Source organism: Nocardia thailandica NBRC 100428 (assembly GCF_000308795.1).
Classification (GTDB): domain Bacteria; phylum Actinomycetota; class Actinomycetes; order Mycobacteriales; family Mycobacteriaceae; genus Nocardia; species Nocardia thailandica.
In genome coordinates, this window is the sequence record NZ_BAGK01000180.1 from 1 (window position 1) to 23,546 (window position 23,546).

The window sequence follows — 23,546 nt, forward strand, 5'->3', positions numbered from 1 at the left end:
GCAGTGGTGTCGCCGTGTGCACCGCGGGGCTCGCCATGGCCGCCGCGGTCGTCATGTCCGCGCCCGGCGCGCTCGGCACGACGCCGGGCGCCCCCGAGGATCCCGGCGCCGCCGCGGTGGTGCGGGCGCTGGCCGACGACGATCCGGACGCCGCCGCGCTCATCCCCGCCGATTTCCGGTCCCGCTTCGGCTACACCGCCGTCGTCCAGGAGGGTCTGCTGGTCGACCCGGACGGCGACTGCTCCTCCCCGGTCACCCTGCCCGGCGAGTTCGACGCGGCGTGCAAGGCGCACGATCTCGGCTACGACATGCTGCGTTACGCCGACTGGCAGGGCGCGCCGCTGGGCCCGTGGGCGCGCCGCGCGGTGGACTCGGCCCTCGACCGCCGGATGCACGCCGCCTGCGAGCGCCGGGGCGAGGATTTCTCCCGCGCCCGCTGCTCGATGATGGCCGACATCGCCTTCACCGCCGTCGACGTGAACTCGCGCCGCCAGGAGTACGGCCCGCCGGTGGTCGAGAACGTCTTCGCCGAGACCGACGCGACCGATCCGCCGAATCTGTGGCCGCTGGCGAGGACGGTGCTCGGCCTGTTCGCGGTGACCGCGGCCTCGGCGGTGATCGTCGACGCGGGCCGCAAGCGGATGCGCGCGCGGAGGCTGACCAGGCTCCGCCTTGCCCAAGCCCTGTAACGTGTTCTAGTTTGGCGGGCATGGCCCTTGTCATCGACGCCACCGTCGAGATCGACGCCCCCGCCGACATCGTGTGGCGGGTGCTCACCGACTTCGACCGCTACGGCGAGTGGAACCCCTTCGTCCCCGAATGCCACAGCACCCTGGTCCCGGGCGCGCCGATCGACATGGTCGTCCACCTGGGTGGCAACACGCGCGAGCAGCGCGAGTTCATCAGCACCCACACCCCGGGCACCGAGTTCTCCTACACGATGAAGCCGGTGCCGCTGGGCACCCTGCACAGCCGCCGCTCGCACACCGTGACGGCCCTGTCGCCGACCCGCACCCGCTACGAGTCCCGCTTCACCCTCGCCGGCTGGCTGTCCCCCGTCGTCTCCGCCGCCCTCGGCAAGCACCTGCGCGCCGGTTTCGGCGCCATGACCGCGGCCGTCGGGCCCCGCGCCGAGAAGCTCGCCGCGGGCGAGTGAGCCACGAGAAACGGGGCGCCCCCGGCCTTTCCGGCCCGGAGCGCCCCGTTCGCGTACGCGGCGGCTACAGCGCGGGCGCCGACGGCAGGTCGCCGCGGGCGGCCTCGTAGGCGGCGCCGACCCGGTAGAGCCGGTCGTCGGCCAGCGCGGGCGCCATGATCTGCAGGCCGACGGGCAGGTTGTCGTCGGCGGACAGCCCCGAGGGCACCGACATGCCGCAGTGCCCCGCCAGGTTGGTCGGCAGGGTGCACAGGTCCGACAGGTACATCGCCAGCGGGTCGTCCACCTTCTCGCCCAGCTTCCACGGGGTGAACGGGCTGGTCGGCGAGACCAGCACGTCGACCTGCTCGTAGGCGGCGTCGAAGTCGCGGGCGATCGTGGTGCGGACCTTGAGCGCCTGGCCGTAGTAGGCGTCGTAGTACCCGGCCGAGAGCGCGTAGGTGCCGATGATGATGCGGCGCTTGACCTCCGCGCCGAACCCGGCCTCGCGGGTCAGCGACATCACCTGGTCGGCGCTGTGGCTGCCGTCGTCCCCGGCGCGCAGGCCGTAGCGCATGGCGTCGAAGCGGGCCAGGTTGGACGACACCTCCGAGGGCATCACCAGGTAGTACGAGGACAGCGCGTACTCGAAGCTCGGGCACGACACCTCGATCACCTCGGCGCCGAGCTCCTTCAGCACGGCGACCGCCGCGTCGAAGGAGGCGAGCACGCCGGGCTGGTAGCTGTCGGAGTGCAGTTCCCTGACCACGCCGACCTTCACCCCGCGCAGGTCGCCCTGCGCGCCGAGCCGAGCCGCCTCGACGAGGGCGGGCACCGGCACGTCGCGGGACGTGGAGTCGCGCGGGTCGTGCCCGGCGATGACCTCGTGCAGCAGGGCGGTGTCGAGCACGGTCCGGCCGCAGGGGCCGACCTGGTCGAGCGAGGAGGCGCAGGCGATCAGGCCGTAGCGCGAGACCGTGCCGTAGGTGGGCTTGGTGCCCACGGTCGCGGTGACCGCGGCGGGCTGGCGGATCGAACCGCCGGTGTCGGTGCCGATGGCCAGCGGCGCCTGGTAGGAGGCCAGCGCCGCGGCCGAGCCGCCGCCGGAACCGCCGGGGATGCGGGTGGTGTCCCAGGGGTTGCGGGTGGGCCCGTAGGCCGAGTTCTCGGTGGACGAGCCCATCGCGAATTCGTCCATGTTGGTCTTGCCCAGGATCGGGATGCCCGCCGCGCGCAGCCGGGAGGTGACGGTCGCGTCGTAGGGCGAGCGCCAGCCCTCCAGGATCTTGGAGGCGGCGGTGGTCGGCATGTCGGTGGTGACCAGCACGTCCTTGAGCGCCAGCGGCACGCCCGCCAGCGGCGAGGCCGGGGTCTCGCCGGCGGCCAGCGCGGCGTCGACCACCGCGGCGGCGGCCAGCGCCTCGTCCCGCGCGACGTGCAGGAAGGCGTTGATCTGCCCGTCGACCTGCGCGATGCGGTCCAGGTGCGCCTCGGTCACCTCGGTGGAGGAGACCTCGCGGGCGTGGATCTTCTCGGCGAGGTCGGCGGCCGAGAGCCGGGTCAGCTCACTCATTCGCCCTCTCCCAGGATCTGCGGGACGAGGAAGCGCTGTTCCTCGACGGCGGGGGCCTGGTCGAGGGCCTGCTCGGGGGTCAGGCCGGGCGCGACGACGTCGGGCCGGGTCACGTTGACCGCCGGATTCGGCGATCCGGTGGTGGGCACGTCCGCGGCGGCGACCTCGGAGATGGTCCGCACGTGGCTGAGGATCGAGTCCAGCTGGCCGGCGAACTGGTCCAGTTCGGCGTCGGTCAGCGCGAGCCGGGACAGCCGGGCGAGGTGTGCAACCTCGTCGCGGGAGATGGCGGGCACCGCGGAACCCCTTTCGGCGTCGGTGGGGCCGTCCGCACGAGCCGCGGACAGCAGACATCGCACAGCCTAGCGAGGGCCTCGTATCACGATCCGACCGCATCCTCCCCGCGATGAGTTCCCGCTCGTGACCCGAACCGGTCATACTTCGAGTCGATAACCGGCGTGCCGGGGTGTAAGTATTGCGTGAGGCGGGTATCCGATCTCGACGGCCCCGGCAGCTATGGAAAGGAACGCACGTGTCATACCTGCTCCGCGTGCAACTTCCGGATCGCCCGGGAAGCCTCGGCGCTCTCGCACTCGCCCTCGGTTCGGTCGGCGCGGACATCCTGTCGCTCGACGTGGTCGAGCGCGGCGCCGGATTCGCGATCGACGACCTGGTGGTCGAATTCCCCACCGGCGCACTGCCCGACACGCTCATCACCGCCGCCGAGTCGATCGCCGACGTGGCCGTCGACTCGATCCGGCCGTACTCGGGCCTACTCGACACCCATCGCGAACTCGAGCTCATCGACCAGGTCGCCAGCGCCCGCGACGACCGGTTGCAGGTCCTCGTCGACGGCGTGCCGCGCGTGTTGCGCGTCGGCTGGTCGACCATCATCGGGATCGGCCCCGGCGGCGCCTACCGGGTCGTCGGCAGCCCGAGCGCCCCTGAGACGCAGGCGGGTTCGGCGCCGTGGATGCCGCTCGAGAAACCGACGGCGCTGGACGGCGAGGCCGACTGGGTCCCCGAGATCTGGCGCGACATGGACACCAAGCTGGCCGCGGCCCCGCTCGGCAACACCGGCAAGTCGCTGCTGCTCGGCCGTCCCGGCGGGCCCGACTTCCGGCCCTCGGAGGTCGCCCGGCTCGGCTACCTGGCCGGGATCGTCGCCCAGGTCCTCACCTAGAGTTCGCGCCGCAGCACGGTCAGCAGCATGCCGTCGTCGGTGTACCAGTCCCGTTGCGGCACAGGCACGAAACCGAACCGGTCGTAGATGCGGCGGGCGTCGCGCATGCTCGGCGAGGTGGTCAGCACCACCGCCGCGTACCCCTGCCCCACGGCCTGCTCCAGCACCGCCGTGACCAGCGCCGTGCCCGCGCCGAGCCCGCGCGCCTGGGCGGAGACGGCCAGCATCCGGAACTCCAGTTCGCCCTCGCGGGCGATCTCGGCGTACGGGTTGCCCGGCGGCGCGACGGTCAGCGAGCCGACGACCGCGCCCTGGTGCACCGCGACCAGGACCTCGGCGGCGGCGCCGCGATGGGCCACGTCGGCGAGTTCGCGCACGTAGGGGTCGTCGGGCGGCACGTAGCCCTCCCCGACGTAGACCTTGACGGTCAGTTCGGAGATCTCGTCGTATTCCTCGGGGGACGCGGCGCGGACGAGCACACCGCGGGTGTCGTTACCGGTGTCCACCCGTCCATGGTGTCACCCGGGACGGTCAGGAACCGAGGTAGGGCCGCAGGCCCGGGTGCACGACCTGCCAGCGGCCGGGCTTGCCGGACGGGTACAGGACGGTGAGCTGCTCGCCCACGCTGGGCCACTGGCGCGCGTCCCAGGCGAAGCGCCGGTAGACGACCTCCCCCGCCACGGTCGGCCCGTGCACGGTGCCGGTGAGGGTGACGTAGTGCTCGCCCTCCATGGCCGGGCGCGGGCTCACCCCCGTGACCCGCAGCGCCCCGTACTCGAGCCCCTGGGACGCGCCGGTGGCGCGGGCCCGCCCGAGCAGCGACACCGCCCCGACGCCGACCACCACGACCATGACCACCAGCATGAACACCTCGAGCACGCGGCCATGCTATGTCAGGGGCGGGGCCTAGCGCGGGGTGAGCACGCTCACGCCCTCGGCGGTCCGGCGCACCTGCCACACCGCAGACCGGGTGCGCTGGGAGCGGCCGTTGCCGCGGTCGATGAGGGAGCGGTCGGCGGTGGTGAAGATCAGCTGCGCGCCATGGGCATTGGTCTCGGGGTTCTGGAACAGCTGCACCAGGCGGTCGGTCTCCTCGACCGGCAGGCCCGCGCCGATGTCGTCGACCGCCAGCACCCGGCCCTCGTCGAGCGCGTCGAGCATCGCGGGCAGCAGCCGCAGCAGGGTGACGGTGGCCGCGGACTCGTCCGACAGCTCGAAGGCCACGTCGATGCCGTCGTGCACCACGCCGATCCCCGCGCCGCGCCGGGAGACCATGCGGCCGTAGAGGGCGTCGCGCGCCGAGCGCAGGTTGTCGCGCTCGCGCTTCAGCAGCACGGCGGGCACCTCGGCGCCGCCGTGGTCGAGCTGCGCGGTGACCGAGGCGATCTCGGCGTCCAGGTCGCGCAGGTAGTCGGCGTAGAGCGGATCGTGTTCGGCCACCAGCAGATCGGTGATACCGAGGTCGGCCGTGCGCAGCAGCATGAGCAGGCGGGCGGCGTTGTCGGCCGAACGGGAGATGTGGCTGCCCAGTTCGTGCGCGACGCCGGCGAGGTCGGCCGGCCCCTGCAGCACGTGCAGCCTGCCCGCGAACCAGCGGTAGGCGGGCACCAGCGCCTCGGCGTAGAGCTGCCCGGCCAGGCTCAGCAGCAGCGCGTTGGGCCGCACCAGCGGAACCAGCGCGCTCACCCCGTAGCGGGCGGCCTCGAACATCGGGCCGACCTTGACCTGATCGCCGTGGCGCTCGAACACGATCCGCTTGCGCGAACGGGGGTGCGTATACAGCCACTCGGCGACCACGTCGGCGTTGTCCAGCCGGAATCCGTAGGTGTAGGGCACGCCCTCGGCGACGAAGGCGGCGACGAATTCGCTCGGCTGGTCGGCGTAGCCCAGGTGAGGCCTGCGCACCGGGCCCGCGTAGGGGTCCCATCCGCTCACCGAGTGCAGGACCGCGTCGCGCATGTGCGCCAGCGCGTCGATCAGGCTGGTCTTGCCCGACGCCGCGGGCCCGTGCACCGCGGTCACCGGCACGGAGACGGGGCCGCCCGCCCCTCGGCTGGAGCGCAGCTGCTGCCCCTGCGCCAGCGATCGATGATTGGTCACCTGGAAACTGCGCAGCATCGCCATACTCTCGTCGACCCGACAACTCCGGCGCACCGCCGGAGCGATGCGCCGGGTCCAGCCAAGCACATCCGTGGCGCGGCGCGCGCGAGGAGGGCGGGGGTGGGGATGTCGCGCACGCCCGGCGCACCCGGCGGGCTGCCATTACGATGCTGACACCGCGGTCACGCAGGCCGCGACTCCAGCGAAGCGATGAGGACGGTGCGATGGCGGTACGTGGAGTGACCCGGGGTCTTGTGGTCGCGGCGATGTCGGCGGGAGCGCTGGTGCCCGCGGCACTGGTGAGCGCGCCTGCCGCGCTGGCCGATCCGTGCCCGAACGGTACCGCGCGGGTGTTCCTCGGGGACGCGACCAACTCCTGTCAGGGCGCGGGTTCGGTGACCTACGACGCCGTTCCCGTGTCGAAGGTGTGCTCGATGTCGGGCACGAACGTCACGATCCAGTTCACCGCGACCAGCAAGAAGTACAACCGCGACGTCGAGATCTACGACGGCCGCTGCGCCACCTTCGACCTGCGCATCCAGAAGTCGATCTCGGTGACGGTCGCCCCGAGCTGAGGACCCCGCGCCTCGGGCCCGACGTGATGCCGGTCACGCCGGGCCCGATCCGTCTCGCGGACCAGCGCGAACGCCGCGTGCCGCCGCGACGGATCGGCCCGCGCGCCCGCCGGATTCGCGGCGCGCATTCCCCCCGGGGGTAGGCTCGGCCGGGTTGCCGTCGACAGCCGTCCGAGGAGGTGCACGCGATGAACCCGGTGTGGGCCCGCTCCCGCCGTGTGCTTCCCGCGTCACCCCGCCGCGGCGCCGTGTTCCTCGCCCTGCTGGCCGCCGCCCTCCTCGTCCTCGGGCCGGTGCTGGACTGCACCGTGCTGCGCCACGAGTCCGGCGCGGGGCATCACGGCGCGACCGGGTTCGGCGCGCCCGACCACTCCCCGCCGCTCGCCGCGCCCGTCGCCCTCGGCGCTCCGGCGGCGCCCCGACACTCGGTCGGCCTCCTGCCGGACGCCGCGCCCGCGGTGTCGGCCCCGGCCGCGTCGGCACCGGCCCGCAGCACGGTGCCCCCGCTCGAACACTGCGCCCGCCACGCCGGCCACGTGCTGCTGAAGGCCGTCGCGCCCGCCGCGGCGCCCTTCCCCTCCCTGCTGCTGATGCTCGGCGCCGTCCTGCTCGCCTGCTTCGCCGCCGCGGGCACACGAGGCCGCGGCGCCGGGGTGCGGGGGCCGCCGATCCCCTTCGCCCGGCGCGGCCGGGATCTGCTCACGCTCGTCTGTATCGCCCGACGGTGATCGTCGCGCGCCGGACCGGGACCACCCGGGCCGGCGTCCGCGACCGAATCGTCGTGGCGTGCCGTGGGATACGGACGCCGGTACAGAGAGAAGACTCGTCGTGACCAAGGTTCTGCTCGTCAAGGAACGCCCCGCCCGGCACGCGGCCGGTGGCCTGCACGGGCTCGTCGGCAACACGCCCGTGCTGTGGATCTCCGAGCCCCTGGCCGCGCCCGGACGCGGATTCTGGGCCAAGCTCGAAGGATTCAACCCCGGCGGGATGAAGGACCGCCCCGCCCTGCACATGGTCGCCCGCGCGCGCGAGCGCGGCGACCTGCGGCCGGGCGCGCGGATCATCGAATCCACCAGCGGCACCCTGGGTCTCGGCCTGGCGCTGGCCGGGCTGGTGTACGGGCACCCGGTGACGGTGGTGACCGACCCCGGCCTCGAGCCCATCGTCGCGCAGATGCTCGCCGCCTACGGCGCCACCGTCGACCTCGTCGACGAACCCCACCCCGACGGCGGCTGGCAGCAGGCCCGCCGCGACCGTGTCGCCCGGCTGCTGGCCGAGGACCCCGGCGCCTGGTGCCCCGACCAGTACGGCAACCCCGACAACGTCGACGGCTACACCTCGCTCGCCGACGAACTCCTCGACCAGCTCGGCGGGGTGGACGTCCTGGTGTGCGCGGTCGGCACCGGCGGGCACTCCGCAGGCGTGGCCCGGGTGCTGCGGCGCCACCATCCCGGCATGCGGCTGATCGGCGTCGACACCGTCGCCTCCACCATCTTCGGCCAGCCCGCCGGGCCGCGGCTCATGCGCGGGCTCGGGTCCTCGATCCTGCCCGCCAATGTCGACTACGCCGCCTTCGACGAGGTGCACTGGGTGGCGCCCGGCGAGGCGGTGTGGGCCTGCCGCACCCTGGCGGCCACCCACCACGCCACCGGCGGATGGAGCGTCGGGGCGGTCGCGCTGGTCGCGGGCTGGGCGGCGCGCACCGCCGCGCCGGGCACCCGGATCGCCGCCGTCTTCCCCGACGGGCCGCACCGCTATTTCGACACCGTCTACAACGACGACTACTGCCGGGCCAACGGCCTGCTGGACGTGACCCCCGCCGCCGACCCGGATGTCGTCGAGCGCGCGGGCGATCGGGTGGTGCGGCGCTGGACGCGCTGCGCGACCGTCGAGCGGCCCGCGCGGGAGGGCCTCGCATGACCGCGCTGACCACCTTCCGCGCCTTCGACCTGCCCGCGCGGCTGCTCATGATCAACCAGTTCGGCATCAACCTCGGCTTCTACATGCTGATGCCGTACCTGGCCGGCTACCTCGCGGGACCGCTCGGCCTGGCCGCGTGGGCGGTCGGGCTGGTGCTCGGCGTGCGCAACTTCTCCCAGCAGGGCATGTTCCTGCTGGGCGGCACCCTCGCCGACCGCCTCGGCTACAAACCGCTGATCGTGGCCGGATGCCTGTTGCGCACGGCGGGATTCGGGCTGCTGGTCGTCGCGGACTCGCTGCCCGCGATGCTGATCGCCTCGGCCGCCACCGGTTTCGCCGGGGCGCTGTTCAACCCGGCGGTGCGCGCCTATCTCGCCGCCGACGCCGGGCCACGGCGGGTGGAGGCGTTCGCCCTGTTCAACATGTTCTATCAGGCGGGCATGCTGGCGGGTCCGCTCGTCGGACTGGCGTTGCTCGCCCTGGATTTCCGGGTGACCGCGGCCGCGGCGGCCACGGTGTTCGCCGGCCTGACCCTGGCCCAGTTGTTCGCCCTTCCCCCGAAACGGGGCGACCGGCCCGAGGAACCGTCCTCGGTGCTCGACGACTGGCGCTCCGTGGTCGCCAACCGCCGCTTCCTCGCGTTCGCGGCGGCCATGACCGGCTCCTATGTGCTCTCGTTCCAGGTGTATCTGGCGCTGCCGCTGCACGCGGAGTTCCTCGCGGGCGAGCGCGCGCAGCCGCTCGTGTCGGCGCTGTTCGTGGTCTCCGGCGTGGTCGCGGTCGCGGGGCAGCTCCGGATCACCGCCTGGCTGCGGGACCGGTGGGGCGCGGGCCGCAGCCTGGTCGCGGGCATGGTCACCCTCGCCGTGGCCTTCCTGCCCCTCGTGCTCGTGCCGACGCCGGGGCTGTTCGGCACCGCCGCGGCCGTGACCGCGCTGCTGCTGGCCACCGCACTGCTGGCCGTCGGCACCGCGGCGGTCTTCCCCTTCGAGATGGACACGGTGGTGACGCTCGCGGGCGGCAGGCTGGTCGCCACCCACTACGGCTTCTACAACACGGTCGTCGGTGTCGGCATCCTCGCGGGCAACCTCGCCACGGGCGCCGTCCTCGGCGCCGCGCGCGACGCGGGCCTCGACTGGGCGGTCTGGGCCGGGCTGGCGGGCATCGGCGGCGTCGCCGCCGTCGCGCTGCACCGCCTCGACACCACCGCCCCGCCGCCGGACGCGAGCCCCGACACCGAGCGCACCGACGTCCTGCCGGTGCTCACCGGCGCCACGGCCGACGACCCGCCGACCGTGCCGCTCCCGGCCGTGCGCGCGGGCGCGGGCCGCCGCTGACCAAGGCATCGCCGCGGCCGGCCGGGCCGGGTCAGTCCGCGCCGGTCTCGTCCTCGGCCGGGGACCGGACCGCGTCCGGGCCCTCGGCCAGCAGCAGGCGGAAGGCGTCCTCGTCGAGCAGGGGGACGCCCAGCTCCTCGGCCTTGGCGGCCTTGGACCCCGGTGCGTCGCCGATCACGACGAAGGCGGTCTTCTTCGACACCGACCCCGCCGCCTTGCCGCCGCGGATCAGGATCGCCTCCTTGGCGCCGTCGCGGGTGAAATCCCGCAGGGAGCCGGTGACGACGATGGACAGACCCTCGAGCGTGCGCTCGACGGACTCGTCGCGCTCGTCCTCCATGCGCACGCCCGCGGCCCGCCACTTCTCGACGATGGTGCGATGCCAGTCGACGGCGAACCACTCGGTGACCGCCGCGGCGATGGTCGGGCCGACGCCGTCGGTCCCCGCCAGTTCCTCGACCGACGCCGCGGCGATGCGGTCGAGACTGCCGAACTCGGCGGCCAGCGCGCGGGCCGCGGTCGGCCCGACGTGGCGGATGGACAGCGCGACCAGTACCCGCCACAGCGGCCTGTTCCGGACCGTGCGCAGGTTCTCCAGCAGGCGGTGCCCGTTCTGGGTCAGCTCGCCCCGCTGGTTGGTGAACAGCGGGACGGCGAGCAGCTTCGCCTCGTCCAGGTCGAACAGGTCGCCCTCGTCGACGATGGCGCCGCCGCGCAGCAGGGCTTCGGCGGCCTTGTCGCCGAGGGCCTCGATGTCGAACGCGCCGCGGCCCGCCAGATGGAAGACGCGTTCGCGCAGCTGGGCCGGGCAGTGCCGCTGGTTGGGGCAGCGGATGTCGGCGTCGCCCTCCTTCTCCGGGGCGAGCGCCGTGGCGCATTCGGGGCAGTGCGTCGGCATGACGAACGCGCGCTCGGCGCCGGTGCGGGCATCGGCGACCGGACCGAGCACCTCGGGGATGACGTCACCGGCCTTGCGGATGGTGACCAGGTCACCGATGAGCACGCCCTTGCGCTGGACCTCCGAGGCGTTGTGCAGGGTGGCCATGGCGACGGTCGAGCCGGCGATGGCGACCGGTTCCATCACCGCGAAGGGCGTCACCCGGCCGGTGCGCCCGACATTGACCGCGATGTCGAGCAGCCGGGTGACCGCCTCCTCCGGCGGGTACTTGTAGGCGATCGCCCAGCGCGGGGCGCGCGAGGTGGCACCGAGCCTGCGTTGCAGCGCCAGCTCGTCGATCTTGACGACCTGGCCGTCCATCTCGTAGGCGATGTCGTGGCGGTGCTCGCCCCAGTAGGTGATCCGGTCGATCACCGCGTCCACGCCGCGCACCTGGACGGTGTACTCCGAGACAGGCAGCCCCCAGGCCGCCAGCGCGCGGTAGACCTCGTGCTGGCTGTCCGGCGCGAAGCCTTCGATGCGGCCGACCCCGTGGCAGATCATCCGCAGATTGCGCCGCGCGGTGATCGAGGGATCCTTCTGCCGCAGCGAGCCCGCGGCGGTGTTGCGCGGGTTCGCGTACGCCGGTTTGCCCTCGGCGACGATGGCGGCGTTGAGCGTCTCGAAGTCGGCGAGGCGGAAGTACACCTCGCCACGCACCTCCAGCAGGGCCGGGACCGGGAACTCGTCGGTCGGGGTGAGTTCGGCGGGGATGTCGGCGATCGTGCGGGCGTTGAGGGTGACGTCCTCGCCGGTCCGCCCGTCGCCGCGGGTGGCGCCGCGCACCAGCCTGCCGTTCTCGTACACCAGGTTCAGCGCGACGCCGTCGACCTTCAGCTCGCACAGGTAGCGCAGGTCCGCGCCTGCCTCGGCCTCGACCCGCGCGGCCCAGGCGCGCAGCTCGTCGAAGTCGAAGACGTTGTCCAGCGACAACATCCGCTCGAGATGGTCGACCGCGGTGAAGTCGGTGGCGAAACCGCCGCCGACCAGCTGGGTCGGCGAATCCGGGGTCCGCAGGTCCGGATGCTCGTCCTCGAGCTGCTGCAACCGGCGCAGCAGCTGGTCGAACTCGGCGTCGGAGATCGTCGGCGCGTCCCGCACGTAGTAGCGGAACTGATGCTCGCGCACCTCGTCGGCCAGCTGCTGCCAGGCCACGCGCTGCGCACCGCTCGCGGCGTCCTCGGCCACCGGGTTCTCGACGACGTCCTCACTGTCACTCACCCCCCGACCCTAACCGAGGGCCCCGACATCCCCGCCCACCCGTCGGCGCACGTCGCGCTGTGTTTTCGCCGCCGGTCCGGCCCGGCGATCACCCGGCGGCGAGGGACTCCGGTTCCTCGGTGTAGGCCCGCGCGACGTCGGCGGTCAGGGACAGCGCCGTGCGCGCCCAGGCCGCGGGCGCCGTCGCCAGGCCGCAGGCCGGGGAGACCAGGACCGAGCTGCCCAGGGTGCGCCGGGGGAAGCCGAGCCGATCGACCAGGCGCGCACCGGGTTCGGCGGCGGCACGCCAGGTGAGCTGCCCGGGCGGCGGCTCGGTGGGGACGAGGCCGAGGATCAGCCGTGTGCCGGCGTCCAGGGTTTCGCCGAGCGGGTCGAGGTCCTCGGTGCGCAGGGTGGCGACGTCGACGGCGATCGCCGCGGCGGCGGTGCGGCGCAGGGTCGTCAGCGCCGGGCGCGCGGCGCAGCTGTGCAGGACCACCGGGGCGTCCTGCGCCTCGATGACGGCGTCGAGCACGGCCAGCGCCTCGGGTTCGGGCTTGGCGCGCACGGTGTTCAGCACGCTGGGACCCGTGAGCGCGCCGGTGAGCACGTCGGTGAGCCGGGGTTCGTCGAGCTGGACGACGAGCGTGGCACCCAGCCGCCTGCGCAGCTCGGCGACGTGACGGGCGATGCCCTCGGCGAGGGACTCCGAGAGATCGCGCAGCGCGCCGTGATCGGTGAGGATCCGGTGCCCGTTGGGCAGCTCGGCCTCCGCAGCCAGGGTCAGCGGCCCCGCGGCCTGGATCTTGAGCGGATGGCCGGAACCGGCCAGTCCGGCGGTCTCCCAGACCTCCTCGAGCGCGTCGAGATCCTCGCGCAGCAGGTCCCGCGCCCGCCGCGACACCGCGCCCGGACGCGCGGCCAGGCGATAACCGCGCGTGGTCGAGTCGAACCGCATGTCGACGAGCAGTGCCGAGCACCGTCCGATCATGTCCGCGCCGACGCCACGGGCGGGGAGTTCGACCAGATGCGGCAGCCCCGGCAGTTCCCCGAGGATCGTGTTCGCGGCCTCGCGCGGATCGGTGCCCGGCCAGGAACCGATCCCCGTCGCCACCCCGCCCGCGAGCGGATCACGGTCCGGGACAGCAGGTTCCGGGCTCGCCTCCGCGCCGCCCTCGCTCCGCCACAGGGTCACGTGTTCGGTGCCTCTCCACTGGGTTCGATCCGGCGTCGGCCGGGCAGTTCCGGGTCGGCGGGTCCGGCCACGGGTGCCCGCTCAGGCGTCGGCGGGCACCGCGCGGGCGGTGCCGCTGATGGTTCCGCTGCCGATCACGACGTCACCGTCGGCGTCGGGCCGGTACAGCACCACCGCCTGGCCCTTGGCGACGCCGGTCAGCGGCTCCTTCAGCCGCACGACCAGGCCCGCGCCGTCGGGCTCGGCGATCGCGGGGGCGGTGCCGCCGTGCGCCCGGACCTGCACGATGCACTCGACGGGCTCGCCCGGGGTCCGGCCCGAGGTCCAGATCGCGCGGTCGGCGGTGATCGTGTCGACGGCCAGCTCGTCGATGGAGCCGACGCGGACCGTGCCCGAGTCGGGATCGATGCCGGTGACGTAGCGGGGCTTGCCGTCGGCGGCGGGCGTCGTCAGGCCGAGGCCCTTGCGCTGCCCGATGGTGAAACCGTGCACGCCGTCGTGATCGCCCAGCACCGTGCCGTCGGTGTCGACCAGCGCGCCGGGCCGGACGCCGATCTTCGCGCCGAGGAACGCGCGGGTGTCGCCGGAGGGGATGAAGCAGATGTCGTGGCTGTCGGGCTTGTTCGCCACGGCGAGGCCGCGCTCGGCGGCCTCGGCGCGGATCCGCGGCTTGGGAGTGTCGCCGACCGGGAACATCGCGCGGGCCAGCTGCCCGGCGGTGAGCACGGCCAGCACGTAGGACTGGTCCTTGTCGGCGTCGACCGCGCGGCGCAGGACGCCGTCCTCGAGGCGCGCGTAGTGGCCGGTGACCACGGCGTCGAAGCCGAGCGCGGCGGCGCGGTCGGCCAGCGCGGAGAACTTGATCTTCTCGTTGCAGCGCAGGCACGGGTTCGGGGTCTCCCCCGCCGCGTAGGCCGCGACGAAGTCGTCGATCACGTCTTCCTTGAACCGGTCGGCGAAATCCCAGACGTAGAACGGGATCCCGAGCACGTCGGCGGCGCGGCGCGCGTCCCCGGCGTCCTCCTTCGAGCAGCAGCCCCGCGAGCCGGTGCGCAGGGTGCCCGGGTTGGCCGACAGCGCCAGGTGCACGCCGACCACCTCGTGGCCCGCGTCCACGGCCCGCGCCGCGGCCACCGCCGAATCGACACCACCGCTCATGGCGGCGAGTACTCGCATGTCACGCACCTCCCTTGGCGCCGGCCAGGCCCGCGGCCCTGGCACGTTCGAGAATTTGCGGCAGCGCGTCCCGCAGTGCCGCGACATCGGCCCGGGTGGAGGTGTGCCCCAGGGAGAACCGCAGCGAACCGCGGGCCTGCCAGGGCTCGACCCCCATGGCGATCAGCACGTGCGACGGCGAGGCGACCCCGGCCGTGCACGCCGAACCGGTCGAGCATTCGATCCCGGCCGCGTCCAGCAGCATCAGCAGCGAATCGCCTTCGCAGCCGGGGAAGGTGAAGTGGGCGTTGCCCGGCAGCCTGCCGTCGCCCGCCGGGCCGTTGAGGACCGCGTCCGGCGCGACCGACCACACCGCCTCGATCAGCTCGTCGCGCAGGTCGCGCAGCCCGGCCGCGTAGGCGTCCAGGTCGGTGGTCACCGCGCGCAACGCGGCGGCGAGGCCCACCGCGGCGGCCACATCCGAGGTGCCCGATCGCAGCTCCCGCTCGTGCCCGCCCCCGTGCAGCAGCGGCACGCACGGCACCTGCCTGCCGACCAGCAGCACGCCGCTCCCGTGCGGTCCGCCGATCTTGTGCCCGGCCACGCTCATCGCGGCCAGCCCCGAGGCGTCGAAGTCGAGCCGCAGCTGACCGGCGGCCTGCACCGCGTCGCTGTGCACCGGGATGTCGAATTCGGCGGCGACGGCGGTCAATTCGGCGATCGGCTGGATGGTGCCGACCTCGTTGTTGGCCCACATGACGCTCACCAGGGCGACCTCGTCGCCGTGGTCGGCCAGCACCTCGCGCAGCGCCCGCGGCGACACCAGCCCGTCCGCGTCGACCGGCAGCCAGGTGACCTGCGCGCCCTCGTGCTTCTCCAGCCACTCCACCGCGTCGATCACCGCGTGGTGCTCGACCGCGCTGGTGACGATGCGGGTGCGGCGCGGATCGGCGTCCCGGCGCGCCCAGAAGATGCCCTTGAGCGCGAGGTTGTCGCTCTCGGTCCCGCCGGAGGTGAACACCACCTCCGAGGGCCGCCCGCCCAGATCGGCGGCGATCGACTCGCGCGACTCCTCGAGCCGCCTGCGCGCCGCGCGCCCCGACCCGTGCAGCGACGACGCGTTCCCGACCTGGATCAGCGCAGCCGTCATCGCCTCGACAGCGGCAGGCACCATCGCCGTGGTGGCCGCATGATCGAGGTAGACCGTCTTGGGCGCACCGCTGACCGGACCCGGGGAAGCCGACTTCATGACCGACTAAGCCTATACGACCGTTGACCTGGGCATCTTCGGGGCGTCCCCACCTTCTACGACTTTCGACCGATGTGCACGCGATCGACAACGGCGAGGGCGGCCCCGGCATTCCCGGGTCGGCGCCGGCGGAGCGGACAGTGCGTGCTTCGCGGGCCGCGGGAATCGGCACCGACCGAGGCGCGATTGTTACGATTGCCGGAAATGAGCCGGCCGGGGTGCTACTCATCCGTCGCCCGCCGGAGGAAGGCCACGCCGTGCTGCACCTGAGCGTCATCTCGCCCAGCAACAAGACCGCGCAGGTGCTGGAGACGCTGGCCGCCGATTCCGGGGCCGTCCACGTGACGCTCGCCCGCGACGCCTCGGTCGATCCGCCCGGTGACCTGATCGCGGCCTATGTCGCGCGTGGCCACGCCGACCACATCCTGGCCGCGCTCGAGGAACTCGACCTGGTCGACAGCGGCGCTGTCGCTTTCGGGCCGGCGGGAACCGTGCTGTCCGAGGCGGGCAGGCGCGCCGGTGCGACGGCGGCGGGCTCCTCGGACGGCGCCGTGGTATGGGCGCAGTTGCTGGGCCAGGCACGTGAGCACGCCCGGCTCACACCTACGATGCTGATCTTCCTCACGATCGCGTTCCTGCTTTCGGCGGTCGGTGTTGCGACCGCGTCCCCGTTGACCCTGGTCGGTGCGATGGTGGTCGGACCCGAATTCCGGCCGCTGTCAGCGCTCGCCGTGGGACTGGTGCGGCGCGATACCGCGCTCGTGCGGACCTCGGCTCAAACTCTGGCCGTCTCGTTCCCGATCGCGATGGCGGTCACCGCGCTGGCCACGCTGCTCTGGGTCCGTCTCGGCTGGATCGGTACCGACGATGTCGAGAACGCCCGTGCTTTCGACTTCATCTACCAGGTCGGGCCGTTCTCCGCGATCGTGGCGTTGCTGGCGGGTGCGGCCGGGATGCTCGCCATGGTCACCTACTCCTCCACGGTCCTGGTCGGGGTGTTCATCTCGGTCACCACCGTCCCCGCGGCCGGCCTGGCCGTCGTCGCCGCGATCGCGGGGAAGTGGAGTGTCGTATCGAGCTCGCTCGTCCAGCTCGGCGTCAACCTCGTCGGCATCGTGCTCGCCGGTGTGGCGGTCCTGCTGCTCCTGCGACGGCAGCGGTAGGCCGCGCGAGACCACGCGACCGAAGAGACCCGGTCCGCGGTTACCCGCGAGCACAGCCCCGATCAAGGGTGGGCGGGCGCCGTCGCCTCGACCAGGCCCGGATCCTGGACCCGGGTGTGGGCGGCGGCGATCCAGCCGGCGCGGGCGGCGGCGCGGCCCGTGCGGTCGGTGCCGCGGATGGCCTGTTCGCAGCGCTCGGCCAGGGTGTGGCGGTCGGTGTCGGAGTGCTCGACGGGGGCCAGGGTGATCTCGGCGACGAGGCCCTTGGCCAGCAGCAGCCGCTTGACCGAGTCGCCGAAGGAGTCCTCGCCGACGAAGCCGCCGACCGTGGACTGGGCGCCGTCGGCGTCGAGGTAGCGGACCCGCACGGGCTGCACGGGGACGCGGGCGTCGACGGCGGCCTGGAACATGGCCGGGCGCATGCGGCCGTAGGCGCGCCCGCACCACGTGGTGCCCTCGGGGAAGGCGGCGACGCGTTCGCCCGCGGCGAGCCGGTCGGCGACCTGCGCGACCACCCCGGGTAGCTGGCGCAGCTTCTCGCGGTCGATCGGGATGACCCGCATGGCCGCGGCCAGCCGGCCCAGCACGGGCCAGTCGATCAGGTCGGCGCGGGCGACGAACCCGAGCGGCTGCACTCCGGCCATGGCGACCACGTCGATCCAGCCGATGTGCCCGGCGACGACCAGCACCCCGGTGTCGGGTTCGGCGTAGCCGCGGCCGGGGACGACGCGCTTGTCCACGACGCGCAGCCGCATGCCGAGGCAGCTCAGCACCGCGCGGGCGTACCGGCGCTGGACCGCGCCGCGCCGGGCGCGCGGGGTGAGGACGTGGAAGGCGGGGTAGCTCACCAGGAGTCCGGCGATCCCGGCCGCGCGGGCCACCGCGACGGCGGGCGAGACCTGGTCGATGTCGGTGAGGCAGCCGCACCCGCAGGGGCTCGACGGCATCCACGGGTGGGCGGTGGCGGTGGCGGGCGGCGCGTCGAACACCATGAGAGTTACTTCCCGTCGAAATTGGCGGCCGCGCTCTGCAGCCGCTCCAGGTAACGCGTGTTGATGGTCTCCAGGCCGAGCAGGGCGACGAAGTCGGCGACCCCGAAGTCCGGGTCGTGCGCGGGCTCGCCGCAGATCTCGGCGCCGAGGCGCAGGTAACCGCGCAGCAGCGGCGGCAGCTTGGGCCGGCTCGGCGGGGTCAGCTCGTCGAGGGTGCGGCCCTCGACGACGACCGGGTTGTACGGGCGCACACGACGTTCGGGATCGCAGGCGTGGCGGCCGAGCAGCAGGTCGCGCACGCCGCGCACGTTCACGCCGGGCGGGTCGGCGGGGGTGTCGCGCATCGGCACCGAGACGCAGCCCATCACCCAGTCGTAGCCGGTGAGCTGGATGTAGTGCAGGATGCCGGCCCACATGAGGGTCAGCACCGAGCCGTTGCGGTGGTCGGGAACCACGCAGGCCCGGCCCATCTCGACGATGCGGTGGCCGGCGGGATCGAGCCGGGTCAGGTCGAATTCGGTGGCGGTGTAGTACCCGCCCGCCGCGGCGACCTTGTCCGGCGGGAGCATCCGGTAGCAGCCGACGAACTGTTCGGTGAACTCGTCCCGGACCAGCAGGTGGTCGCAGAACTCGTCGAAACGGTCGGCGTCGCGGCCGGTTCCGTCGTCGGGGATGTCGAATCCGGGTTCGTTGGCGAAGACCTGGTAGCGCAGCCGCTGCGCGGCCTCACGGTGTTCGGCGTCGGAGGCCACCACCAGCGAGTACTGCGCCTTCTCCACCCCTGTGTCCGTCGAGCGCGACGGCGTCGACAGTACTGACGTAACAGCCATACTGCCGATGAAGCCAGTCCGAACTGGCATCGGGCTGACCGCGAAGTGTCGGCGCGAGGGCCGTTCGGTGAACGAGACATCGGTCACACCGGGCGTTCACCAACCGGCCGCGAGAAGTTCTCCGACCTGCGGGTTTCCCGTCGACACGACCCCGGGAAGCGGGCCGTGGCGCGCCCGCGACCGAAGGGGCCGAATCGTCTCCGAACACGACTGTTCGTCCGTACGCTTGCCCCGCGCCGCTTCCCGGCGCCCGTTCGAGAGGTACCCCGTGAAACGTTTCATCGCCGTCACCGCCGCCGCCGTCGCCCTCGGCGCCGCGTCCGCGGGCATCGCCGCGGCCGACGCCCCGGCCCCCGCGCGGCCGCCCGCCGCCGCGGAGCCGGTCGTCCTCCAGACCGGCTCGGCCGTCATCGACCTGCTTGCCTACATCGCCGCGGGTTGTATCGGCAGCTGGAGCCCCGCCCCGCCCGCGCACTGCCTGTGAGCACGACGAGGGCGAACCGGAGCGTTCCGGTTCGCCCTCGCCGGTGGAGGGATCAGGCTGCGCGCGACAACGATTCGCGGCGCGGGGCGTCCGCCTCCTTGCGCATCTCGGCGAAGCCGGGGCGGCCGGTGCCGACGAAGGCGACCAACCACGAGGCGACCGCGGCGAAGCGGTTACGGAAGCCGACCAGATACATCAGGTGCACCGCCAGCCACATCGCCCAGGCGATCGTGCCGCGGAAGGTGACGCGCTCGTTGAGCTTCACCACCGCGCTGAAGCGGCTGATGACCGCCATGCTGCCCTTGTCCCAGTAGGTGAAGGGGGTGCCCGCGGGCTTCTTGCCCCGGATGATGTCGGCGGCGTGCCTGCCCTCCTGCATGGCCACGGGCGACTGGCCGGGGTAGCCGTTGAGCGAGGTCATGTCGCCGATGGCGAAGATGTCGGCGTGCCCGCCGACGGTGAGGTCGGGGTTGACGAGGATGCGTCCCGCGCGGTCGGTCGGGGCGCCGGTGGCCTCGGCCAGCACGGTGGCGAAACCGCCCGCCTGCACGCCCGCCGACCACACCACGGTCTCGGCCGCGATGCGGCGCTCCATGCCGTCGGAGTCCTTGACGGTGACCTTGCCCTCTTCGATGTCGGTGACGAAGGTGCCGAGCAGGACCTCGACGCCCGAGCCGGTCAGCGACTTCTTCGCGTATTCCGAGAGCCCGCCGCCGAACGGCGGAAGCACCGCGCCCGCGCCCTCGACCAGGGTCACCGAGACCGGCAGGTGGAAGTGGCGCTTGGCGAGTTCCTTGATCTGGCCCGCGACCTCGACCCCGGTGGCGCCCGCGCCGACCACGACGAAGCTCAGCAGCTTGCGGCGGGTGGCCTCGTCGGCGTTCTCGGCCTGGGCGAAGACGTCGGCGATGCGGGCGCGCAGGCGCTCGGCGTCGTCGATCGTCTTGAGCGAGTAGGTCTTGTCGGCGAAGTCGTCGCGGCCGAAGTACGACTGGCTCGCCCCCGTCGCGGCGATGAGCGAGGCGTAGCGGATCTGTTGCGGGCCCTCGGCGGTCTCGTAGGTAAGCACCGCGTTGTCGGCGTCGACGGCGGTGACCTTGCCGAGGCGGACCCGGGCGGTGCGGTGGTTGCGCAACACCTCGGCGATCGGCGGGGCGATCTCCTCGGAAGCCAGGACGCCGGTGGCGACCTGATAGAGCAGCGGCTGGAACAGGTGTTCCGGCGTGCTCGAGATCAGCACGAAGTCGATGTTCGACTTGGCCAGCTGCTTGGCCGCGGCGAGTCCGCCGAAGCCCGAGCCGACGATGACGACGTCCGTGTGTTCCATGATCGTGCGCTCCAAGATCGGGTACCTGAGTGGGATTGTGTCCCCTGTTAATGAGTAAACGCGATCCGGAATGGAAACGTTTCCCCCGCCTGGGCGCATAATGAAGATGACTCTTATCTGCATAACTGATAAATGGAGGTCAGCGTGGAACTCCGTCAGCTTGCGTACTTCGTCGCGGTGTGCGAGGAACTGAGCTTCAGCCGGGCCGCGAGCCGCTGCTTCATCTCCCAGTCGGCGATCAGTCACCAGATCGCGCGGCTGGAACGCGACCTCGGCGCGCAGCTGTTCGAACGCACCACCCGGGCCGTCGTGCCCACCGACGCCACCCTACGGCTGCTGCCGCTGGCCAAGCAGATGCTCAGCCTGGAGTCGGCCATTCGCGCCGCCGTGCGCACCAGCGGCCCCCGCATCCGGCTCGCGGCCAACATGTCCTTCGCCGCGCGTTCGCTGACCGCCATCGCCGCCGCGCGGGCCGCCCATCCGGAGGCGGAGATCGAGTACGTCATCAAACCGTTCCGCCAGCGCGTCACCGCCGTCGCCGACGGCGACTGCGACCTCGCGCTGATCCGCGGCAGCGTCGAACAGCCCGGCCTCGCGGTGGAACAGCTGTGGGTGGAAGACCTGGTGATCGCGATCTCGAGCGGCCACCCGCTGGCCGGTCGCGGCACCGTCACCCTCGCCGATCTCAGCGCCTATCCCCTGCTCCTGCCGCCCGAGCAGGAACAGGTGCTGCTGCACACGGTCATCCGCACCGCCTTCGCCGACGTCCCCGCGGGCCCCACCTTCGGCCCACCCATCCCCCCGGACCACACCGCCACCATGGAGCTGCTCAACCGCCCCGACGCCTGGACCGTCCTCTACGCGGGCAGCTCCACCGAGGGCCTGCTGACCCTCGAGCTCGCCGAGCACCGGCTGCGCATCCCGGTCTCGGCCGTGCTGCGCGAGGACGCGCGGCAGAACGCGATCGTCCGCACGCTGCTGGACGGACTGCACCAGCGCTGACGCCGGTCGCGGCTACGCGTAGCGGCCGACGAGTTCGTAGCCGTCCGGGCGGATCCGGTGCACCTGCCCCGAACCACCGACCACCCGGCGGGAACTCCGGACGTCGAGTTCGTCGGCGTCGGGGGCGAAGGTGATGGAGAAGCCGCCGTACATGCCGGGGATCGGGCACCACAGGCGGGCGCGCTCGCGTTCCAGCAGCGGCGTCTGCTGGTCGGCGGTGGTCAGCGTGCGCCAGGCGCCGGCATCGAGGAGACCCCGGACCGCCTCGGGCGGTGCCCCGAGCCGGGCGGCATGATGCAGAGGCGCGAAATGTGACCGGCCGCCGATCCGCACATCGTTGACCGTCGGACCAGCCGGGCCGTCGACGACGCCCGCGCAGACCGCCTGCCAGTCACCGGATTTCGCGGCGTCGGCGAGGCGGTCGCGGTCGCGAAGGGCGTCGTCGGAGAACCGGGCGCGGTGGTGCGCGCCGATCCACAGGAGCGTCGTGACATCGTCGGCCATGGTGGGTCGGCCTATCGGTAGTGGAGCCGCCGCGCGCGGCGGTTGGCGATCCAGCGGCCGGTGGCGGGGTGGCAGGCGCAGACCAGGACGGCCAGGGCCAGCAGGAACGCCGGGACGAGGGCGAGCAGCGCGCTGAGCAGGGTGCCGTCCACGGCGACGCCGATGACGCCGACGACGGACAGCAGCAGCGGCGCCAGCGCGGCGAGGGCGGTGAGGACGCGGCCGGTGGTGCGGCCCGCGAGCAGCAGACCGCCGCCGAAGACGCTCACCGCGAACGCGACCGTGAGCACCACGAGGGCGACGATCGAACCGGGCAGCTCGTCGGATTTCGTCGGATCGCCCGCGATCCGGGCGGTCTCGATCGCGCCGTAGATCTCGAAGGCGCCGATCGCCAGTCCCCACAGCAGGATGGTGACCGCGGCGAACATCGCGGTCGCCGCGCTCGGCGTGCGGCCGGGGGCGACGTGCGGGTAAGGGGTGTAGCCCGGATACGGCGCGGCGAAGGGGATCGGCTGGGCCGCACCGGGTATCGACGGCGGCGGACCGGATGTTGCCTGCGCGACGGGGGCCGGGTGCGCGAAACCCTGGGCGTGGACCGGCAGGCCGAAACCCTGGGCGGGCGTCGGCTGGGGACGGCCCGGCACCGGCGCCTGCCGGAGGTGTCCCCCGGCCGGGGTGGGCCGGGAAGCGTCGGGGACGGTCCCGGGCCGCGCGTACCCGGCGGCCGGCGTCAGCGGCGCGGCGACATGCCCGCCCTCGAGCACGCGCCGCAGTTCGTCGGTGAATTCGACACAGCCGGCATAGCGTTCGTCGCGGTGCTTGGCCATGGCGCGGGCCAGGACCGTGTCGACGGCGGGCGGCAGGTCGCGGCGCAGGTCGGTCAGGCGCGGCACCGGCTGGGAGAGGTGACCGACGACGACCTGGCCGGGATTGGCCGAGGCGTACGGTGACCGGCCCGCCATGAGCGCGAAGAAGGTGCAGGCCAGGGAGTACTGGTCGCCCCGGTGGTCGACGTCGGTGCCGGACAGCTGTTCCGGGGAGGCGTAGGCGATGGTGGCGGTGAAGGTGCCCGTCATCGTGAGCCGGGTGTCGGCGGTGGTCAGGCGGGCGATGCCGAAATCGGTGAGGACCGCGCGCGGCCCGCTCGCACCGTCGAGATCGGTGACGAGGATGTTGGCCGGTTTCACGTCGCGGTGCAGCACGCTGCGGTGGTGCGCGTATTCGAGGGCGGCGGCGGTCTGGCCGAGGAGCCGGGCCGTGGTGGCGGGCGGATTCGCCCGCGCGTCCCAGGAATTGGCGTCCGTGCCCCGCACGTACTGCATGGCGATCCAGAGGTGCCCGTCCTCGGTGCCCCGGTCGTAGACGTCGACGATGCCGGGGTGGTCGAGCTGGGAGACGAGGTCGGCCTCCTGCTCGAACCGGCGCTGCAACTCGGCGTCGGCGCACACCTCGCGGTTGAGCAACTTGAGCGCGACGCTGCGCGGCAGGCGGGGATGCCGGGCCAGGTAGACCGTCCCCATGCCGCCCTGGCCGAGCTGCCGCTCCAGCCGGTATCCGGCGAACGTCGCTCCCACCCCGAGCATGTCCCGCTCCCTCTCGATCACGCGGTCACCGCACCTGCGCCACCGGTACGGCCGATCCTAACCCCCGGGCACCAGGCTACCGAGCCCGCGTCGCGGGCGCGG

Annotated in this window: 24 protein-coding genes; 10 read left to right on the forward strand and 14 right to left on the reverse strand. The window is 73.0% G+C overall.

Annotation, left to right across the window (positions count from 1 at the left end):
- The coding region (locus ON36_RS19255; protein WP_052314137.1) for a hypothetical protein at positions 1-689 on the forward strand (689 nt) is incomplete at its 5' end.
- Positions 690-709: 20 nt separating this feature from the next.
- Positions 710-1,156: an SRPBCC domain-containing protein gene (locus tag ON36_RS19260; protein ID WP_043655396.1), complete on the forward strand. Its 447-nt coding sequence runs from the start codon at positions 710-712 to the stop codon at positions 1,154-1,156.
- Between the two features lie 64 nt (positions 1,157-1,220).
- Here the strand turns inward: ON36_RS19260 and gatA are convergent, their stop codons facing one another.
- Together gatA and gatC are read right to left on the reverse strand one after the other, a co-directional pair.
- Positions 1,221-2,708 (reverse strand): Asp-tRNA(Asn)/Glu-tRNA(Gln) amidotransferase subunit GatA, encoded by a 1,488-nt coding sequence (gene gatA / locus ON36_RS19265; RefSeq protein WP_043655398.1) that lies wholly within the window; start codon positions 2,706-2,708, stop codon positions 1,221-1,223.
- The gene (gatC, locus tag ON36_RS19270) at positions 2,705-3,004 is read right to left on the reverse strand and encodes an Asp-tRNA(Asn)/Glu-tRNA(Gln) amidotransferase subunit GatC (protein ID WP_043655400.1); all 300 of its coding nucleotides are present in this window, start codon (positions 3,002-3,004) and stop codon (positions 2,705-2,707) included. The genes gatA and gatC overlap by 4 nt, the downstream gene beginning before the upstream one ends.
- 236 nt (positions 3,005-3,240) lie before the next feature.
- Here gatC and ON36_RS19275 point away from each other — a divergent pair, with 236 nt between their 5' ends.
- A complete protein-coding gene (locus ON36_RS19275) occupies positions 3,241-3,891 on the forward strand; it encodes an ACT domain-containing protein (protein WP_043655402.1) in 651 nt (216 codons plus the stop codon).
- Here the strand turns inward: ON36_RS19275 and ON36_RS19280 are convergent.
- From ON36_RS19280 to ON36_RS19290, 3 genes are read right to left on the reverse strand one after another with little or no spacing between them, the layout of a single operon-like run.
- Complete coding sequence (locus ON36_RS19280; protein WP_083885235.1) at positions 3,888-4,397, reverse strand: GNAT family N-acetyltransferase; 510 nt, start codon at positions 4,395-4,397, stop codon at positions 3,888-3,890. The genes ON36_RS19275 and ON36_RS19280 overlap by 4 nt on opposite strands.
- A gap of 25 nt (positions 4,398-4,422) precedes the next feature.
- Positions 4,423-4,770: a hypothetical protein gene (locus tag ON36_RS19285; RefSeq protein ID WP_245558132.1), complete on the reverse strand. Its 348-nt coding sequence runs from the start codon at positions 4,768-4,770 to the stop codon at positions 4,423-4,425.
- Positions 4,771-4,797: 27 nt separating this feature from the next.
- A complete protein-coding gene (locus ON36_RS19290) occupies positions 4,798-6,009 on the reverse strand; it encodes an AAA family ATPase (protein WP_043655431.1) in 1,212 nt (403 codons plus the stop codon).
- A gap of 206 nt (positions 6,010-6,215) precedes the next feature.
- On the opposite strand from ON36_RS19290, the gene ON36_RS19295 reads away from it, so the two are divergent.
- The 4 genes from ON36_RS19295 (at position 6,216) to ON36_RS19310 (ending at position 9,823) form a co-directional block, all read left to right on the forward strand.
- The gene (locus ON36_RS19295; protein WP_157224946.1) at positions 6,216-6,566 is read left to right on the forward strand and encodes a hypothetical protein; all 351 of its coding nucleotides are present in this window, start codon (positions 6,216-6,218) and stop codon (positions 6,564-6,566) included.
- Between the two features lie 188 nt (positions 6,567-6,754).
- Positions 6,755-7,294 carry a hypothetical protein gene (locus tag ON36_RS32875; RefSeq protein WP_052314138.1) on the forward strand — a complete coding sequence of 180 codons (540 nt, stop codon included), beginning with the start codon at positions 6,755-6,757 and terminating at the stop codon, positions 7,292-7,294.
- 154 nt (positions 7,295-7,448) lie between these two features.
- Positions 7,449-8,486 carry a PLP-dependent cysteine synthase family protein gene (locus tag ON36_RS19305; protein ID WP_043655438.1) on the forward strand — a complete coding sequence of 346 codons (1,038 nt, stop codon included), beginning with the start codon at positions 7,449-7,451 and terminating at the stop codon, positions 8,484-8,486.
- Positions 8,483-9,823, forward strand: a complete 1,341-nt coding sequence (locus ON36_RS19310; RefSeq protein ID WP_083885237.1) for an MFS transporter — start codon at positions 8,483-8,485, stop codon at positions 9,821-9,823. Before ON36_RS19305 ends, ON36_RS19310 begins: the two co-directional genes overlap by 4 nt.
- Before the next feature lie 31 nt (positions 9,824-9,854).
- Here ON36_RS19310 and ligA read toward each other — a convergent pair whose 3' ends face one another.
- The 4 genes from ligA to ON36_RS19330 form a co-directional block, all read right to left on the reverse strand.
- A complete protein-coding gene (gene ligA / locus ON36_RS19315) occupies positions 9,855-11,948 on the reverse strand; it encodes an NAD-dependent DNA ligase LigA (protein ID WP_043655442.1) in 2,094 nt (697 codons plus the stop codon).
- 121 nt (positions 11,949-12,069) lie between these two features.
- Entirely contained in the window at positions 12,070-13,074 is a 1,005-nt protein-coding gene (locus tag ON36_RS19320) for a methionine synthase (protein ID WP_043655444.1), read from the reverse strand.
- Between the two features lie 162 nt (positions 13,075-13,236).
- Positions 13,237-14,331 carry a tRNA 2-thiouridine(34) synthase MnmA gene (mnmA, locus tag ON36_RS19325; protein ID WP_043655410.1) on the reverse strand — a complete coding sequence of 365 codons (1,095 nt, stop codon included), beginning with the start codon at positions 14,329-14,331 and terminating at the stop codon, positions 13,237-13,239.
- Between the two features lies 1 nt (position 14,332).
- Positions 14,333-15,559, reverse strand: coding sequence for a cysteine desulfurase family protein (locus ON36_RS19330; protein ID WP_043655412.1), 1,227 nt, complete (start codon positions 15,557-15,559; stop codon positions 14,333-14,335).
- A 74-nt stretch (positions 15,560-15,633) separates the two neighbouring features.
- Between ON36_RS19330 and ON36_RS19335 the strand changes: the two genes are divergently transcribed.
- Complete coding sequence (locus ON36_RS19335; protein ID WP_245558133.1) at positions 15,634-16,722, forward strand: DUF389 domain-containing protein; 1,089 nt, start codon at positions 15,634-15,636, stop codon at positions 16,720-16,722.
- A gap of 62 nt (positions 16,723-16,784) precedes the next feature.
- Here ON36_RS19335 and ON36_RS36665 read toward each other — a convergent pair whose 3' ends face one another.
- Positions 16,785-17,714, reverse strand: a complete 930-nt coding sequence (locus ON36_RS36665; RefSeq protein WP_043655414.1) for a lysophospholipid acyltransferase family protein — start codon at positions 17,712-17,714, stop codon at positions 16,785-16,787.
- 5 nt (positions 17,715-17,719) lie between these two features.
- On the reverse strand, positions 17,720-18,544 hold the full coding sequence (locus ON36_RS19345; protein ID WP_043655417.1) for a GNAT family N-acetyltransferase: 825 nt from the start codon (positions 18,542-18,544) through the stop codon (positions 17,720-17,722).
- 268 nt (positions 18,545-18,812) lie between these two features.
- Here ON36_RS19345 and ON36_RS19350 point away from each other — a divergent pair, with 268 nt between their 5' ends.
- Positions 18,813-19,028, forward strand: coding sequence for a hypothetical protein (locus tag ON36_RS19350; RefSeq protein ID WP_043655420.1), 216 nt, complete (start codon positions 18,813-18,815; stop codon positions 19,026-19,028).
- 52 nt (positions 19,029-19,080) lie between these two features.
- On the opposite strand, the gene ON36_RS19355 is transcribed toward ON36_RS19350, so the two are convergent.
- Positions 19,081-20,355 carry an NAD(P)/FAD-dependent oxidoreductase gene (locus ON36_RS19355; RefSeq protein ID WP_052314140.1) on the reverse strand — a complete coding sequence of 425 codons (1,275 nt, stop codon included), beginning with the start codon at positions 20,353-20,355 and terminating at the stop codon, positions 19,081-19,083.
- A gap of 144 nt (positions 20,356-20,499) precedes the next feature.
- On the opposite strand from ON36_RS19355, the gene ON36_RS19360 reads away from it, so the two are divergent.
- Positions 20,500-21,357, forward strand: a complete 858-nt coding sequence (locus ON36_RS19360) for a LysR family transcriptional regulator (protein ID WP_043655449.1) — start codon at positions 20,500-20,502, stop codon at positions 21,355-21,357.
- Positions 21,358-21,369: 12 nt separating this feature from the next.
- Here the strand turns inward: ON36_RS19360 and ON36_RS32880 are convergent, their stop codons facing one another.
- Positions 21,370-21,861, reverse strand: a complete 492-nt coding sequence (locus ON36_RS32880; RefSeq protein WP_052314141.1) for a hypothetical protein — start codon at positions 21,859-21,861, stop codon at positions 21,370-21,372.
- 11 nt (positions 21,862-21,872) lie between these two features.
- Positions 21,873-23,444, reverse strand: a complete 1,572-nt coding sequence (locus ON36_RS32885) for a serine/threonine-protein kinase (protein ID WP_085999652.1) — start codon at positions 23,442-23,444, stop codon at positions 21,873-21,875.
- Positions 23,445-23,546 lie beyond the last annotated feature (102 nt).

Excerpts from the sequence above, each read along its gene's own strand:
- ON36_RS19260 (WP_043655396.1), top strand. The coding sequence starts at position 710 with ATGGCCCTTGTCATCGACGCCACCGTCGAGATCGACGCCCCCGCCGAC.
- gatA (WP_043655398.1), bottom strand. The coding sequence starts at position 2,708 with ATGAGTGAGCTGACCCGGCTCTCGGCCGCCGACCTCGCCGAGAAGATC.
- ON36_RS19290 (WP_043655431.1), bottom strand. The coding sequence starts at position 6,009 with ATGCTGCGCAGTTTCCAGGTGACCAATCATCGATCGCTGGCGCAGGGG.
- ON36_RS19295 (WP_157224946.1), top strand. The coding sequence starts at position 6,216 with ATGGCGGTACGTGGAGTGACCCGGGGTCTTGTGGTCGCGGCGATGTCG.
- ON36_RS32875 (WP_052314138.1), top strand. The coding sequence starts at position 6,755 with ATGAACCCGGTGTGGGCCCGCTCCCGCCGTGTGCTTCCCGCGTCACCC.
- ON36_RS19310 (WP_083885237.1), top strand. The coding sequence starts at position 8,483 with ATGACCGCGCTGACCACCTTCCGCGCCTTCGACCTGCCCGCGCGGCTG.
- mnmA (WP_043655410.1), bottom strand. The coding sequence starts at position 14,331 with ATGCGAGTACTCGCCGCCATGAGCGGTGGTGTCGATTCGGCGGTGGCC.
- ON36_RS19330 (WP_043655412.1), bottom strand. The coding sequence starts at position 15,559 with ATGAAGTCGGCTTCCCCGGGTCCGGTCAGCGGTGCGCCCAAGACGGTC.
- ON36_RS36665 (WP_043655414.1), bottom strand. The coding sequence starts at position 17,714 with ATGGTGTTCGACGCGCCGCCCGCCACCGCCACCGCCCACCCGTGGATG.
- ON36_RS19345 (WP_043655417.1), bottom strand. The coding sequence starts at position 18,544 with ATGGCTGTTACGTCAGTACTGTCGACGCCGTCGCGCTCGACGGACACA.
- ON36_RS19355 (WP_052314140.1), bottom strand. The coding sequence starts at position 20,355 with ATGGAACACACGGACGTCGTCATCGTCGGCTCGGGCTTCGGCGGACTC.
- ON36_RS32880 (WP_052314141.1), bottom strand. The coding sequence starts at position 21,861 with ATGGCCGACGATGTCACGACGCTCCTGTGGATCGGCGCGCACCACCGC.
- ON36_RS32885 (WP_085999652.1), bottom strand. The coding sequence starts at position 23,444 with ATGCTCGGGGTGGGAGCGACGTTCGCCGGATACCGGCTGGAGCGGCAG.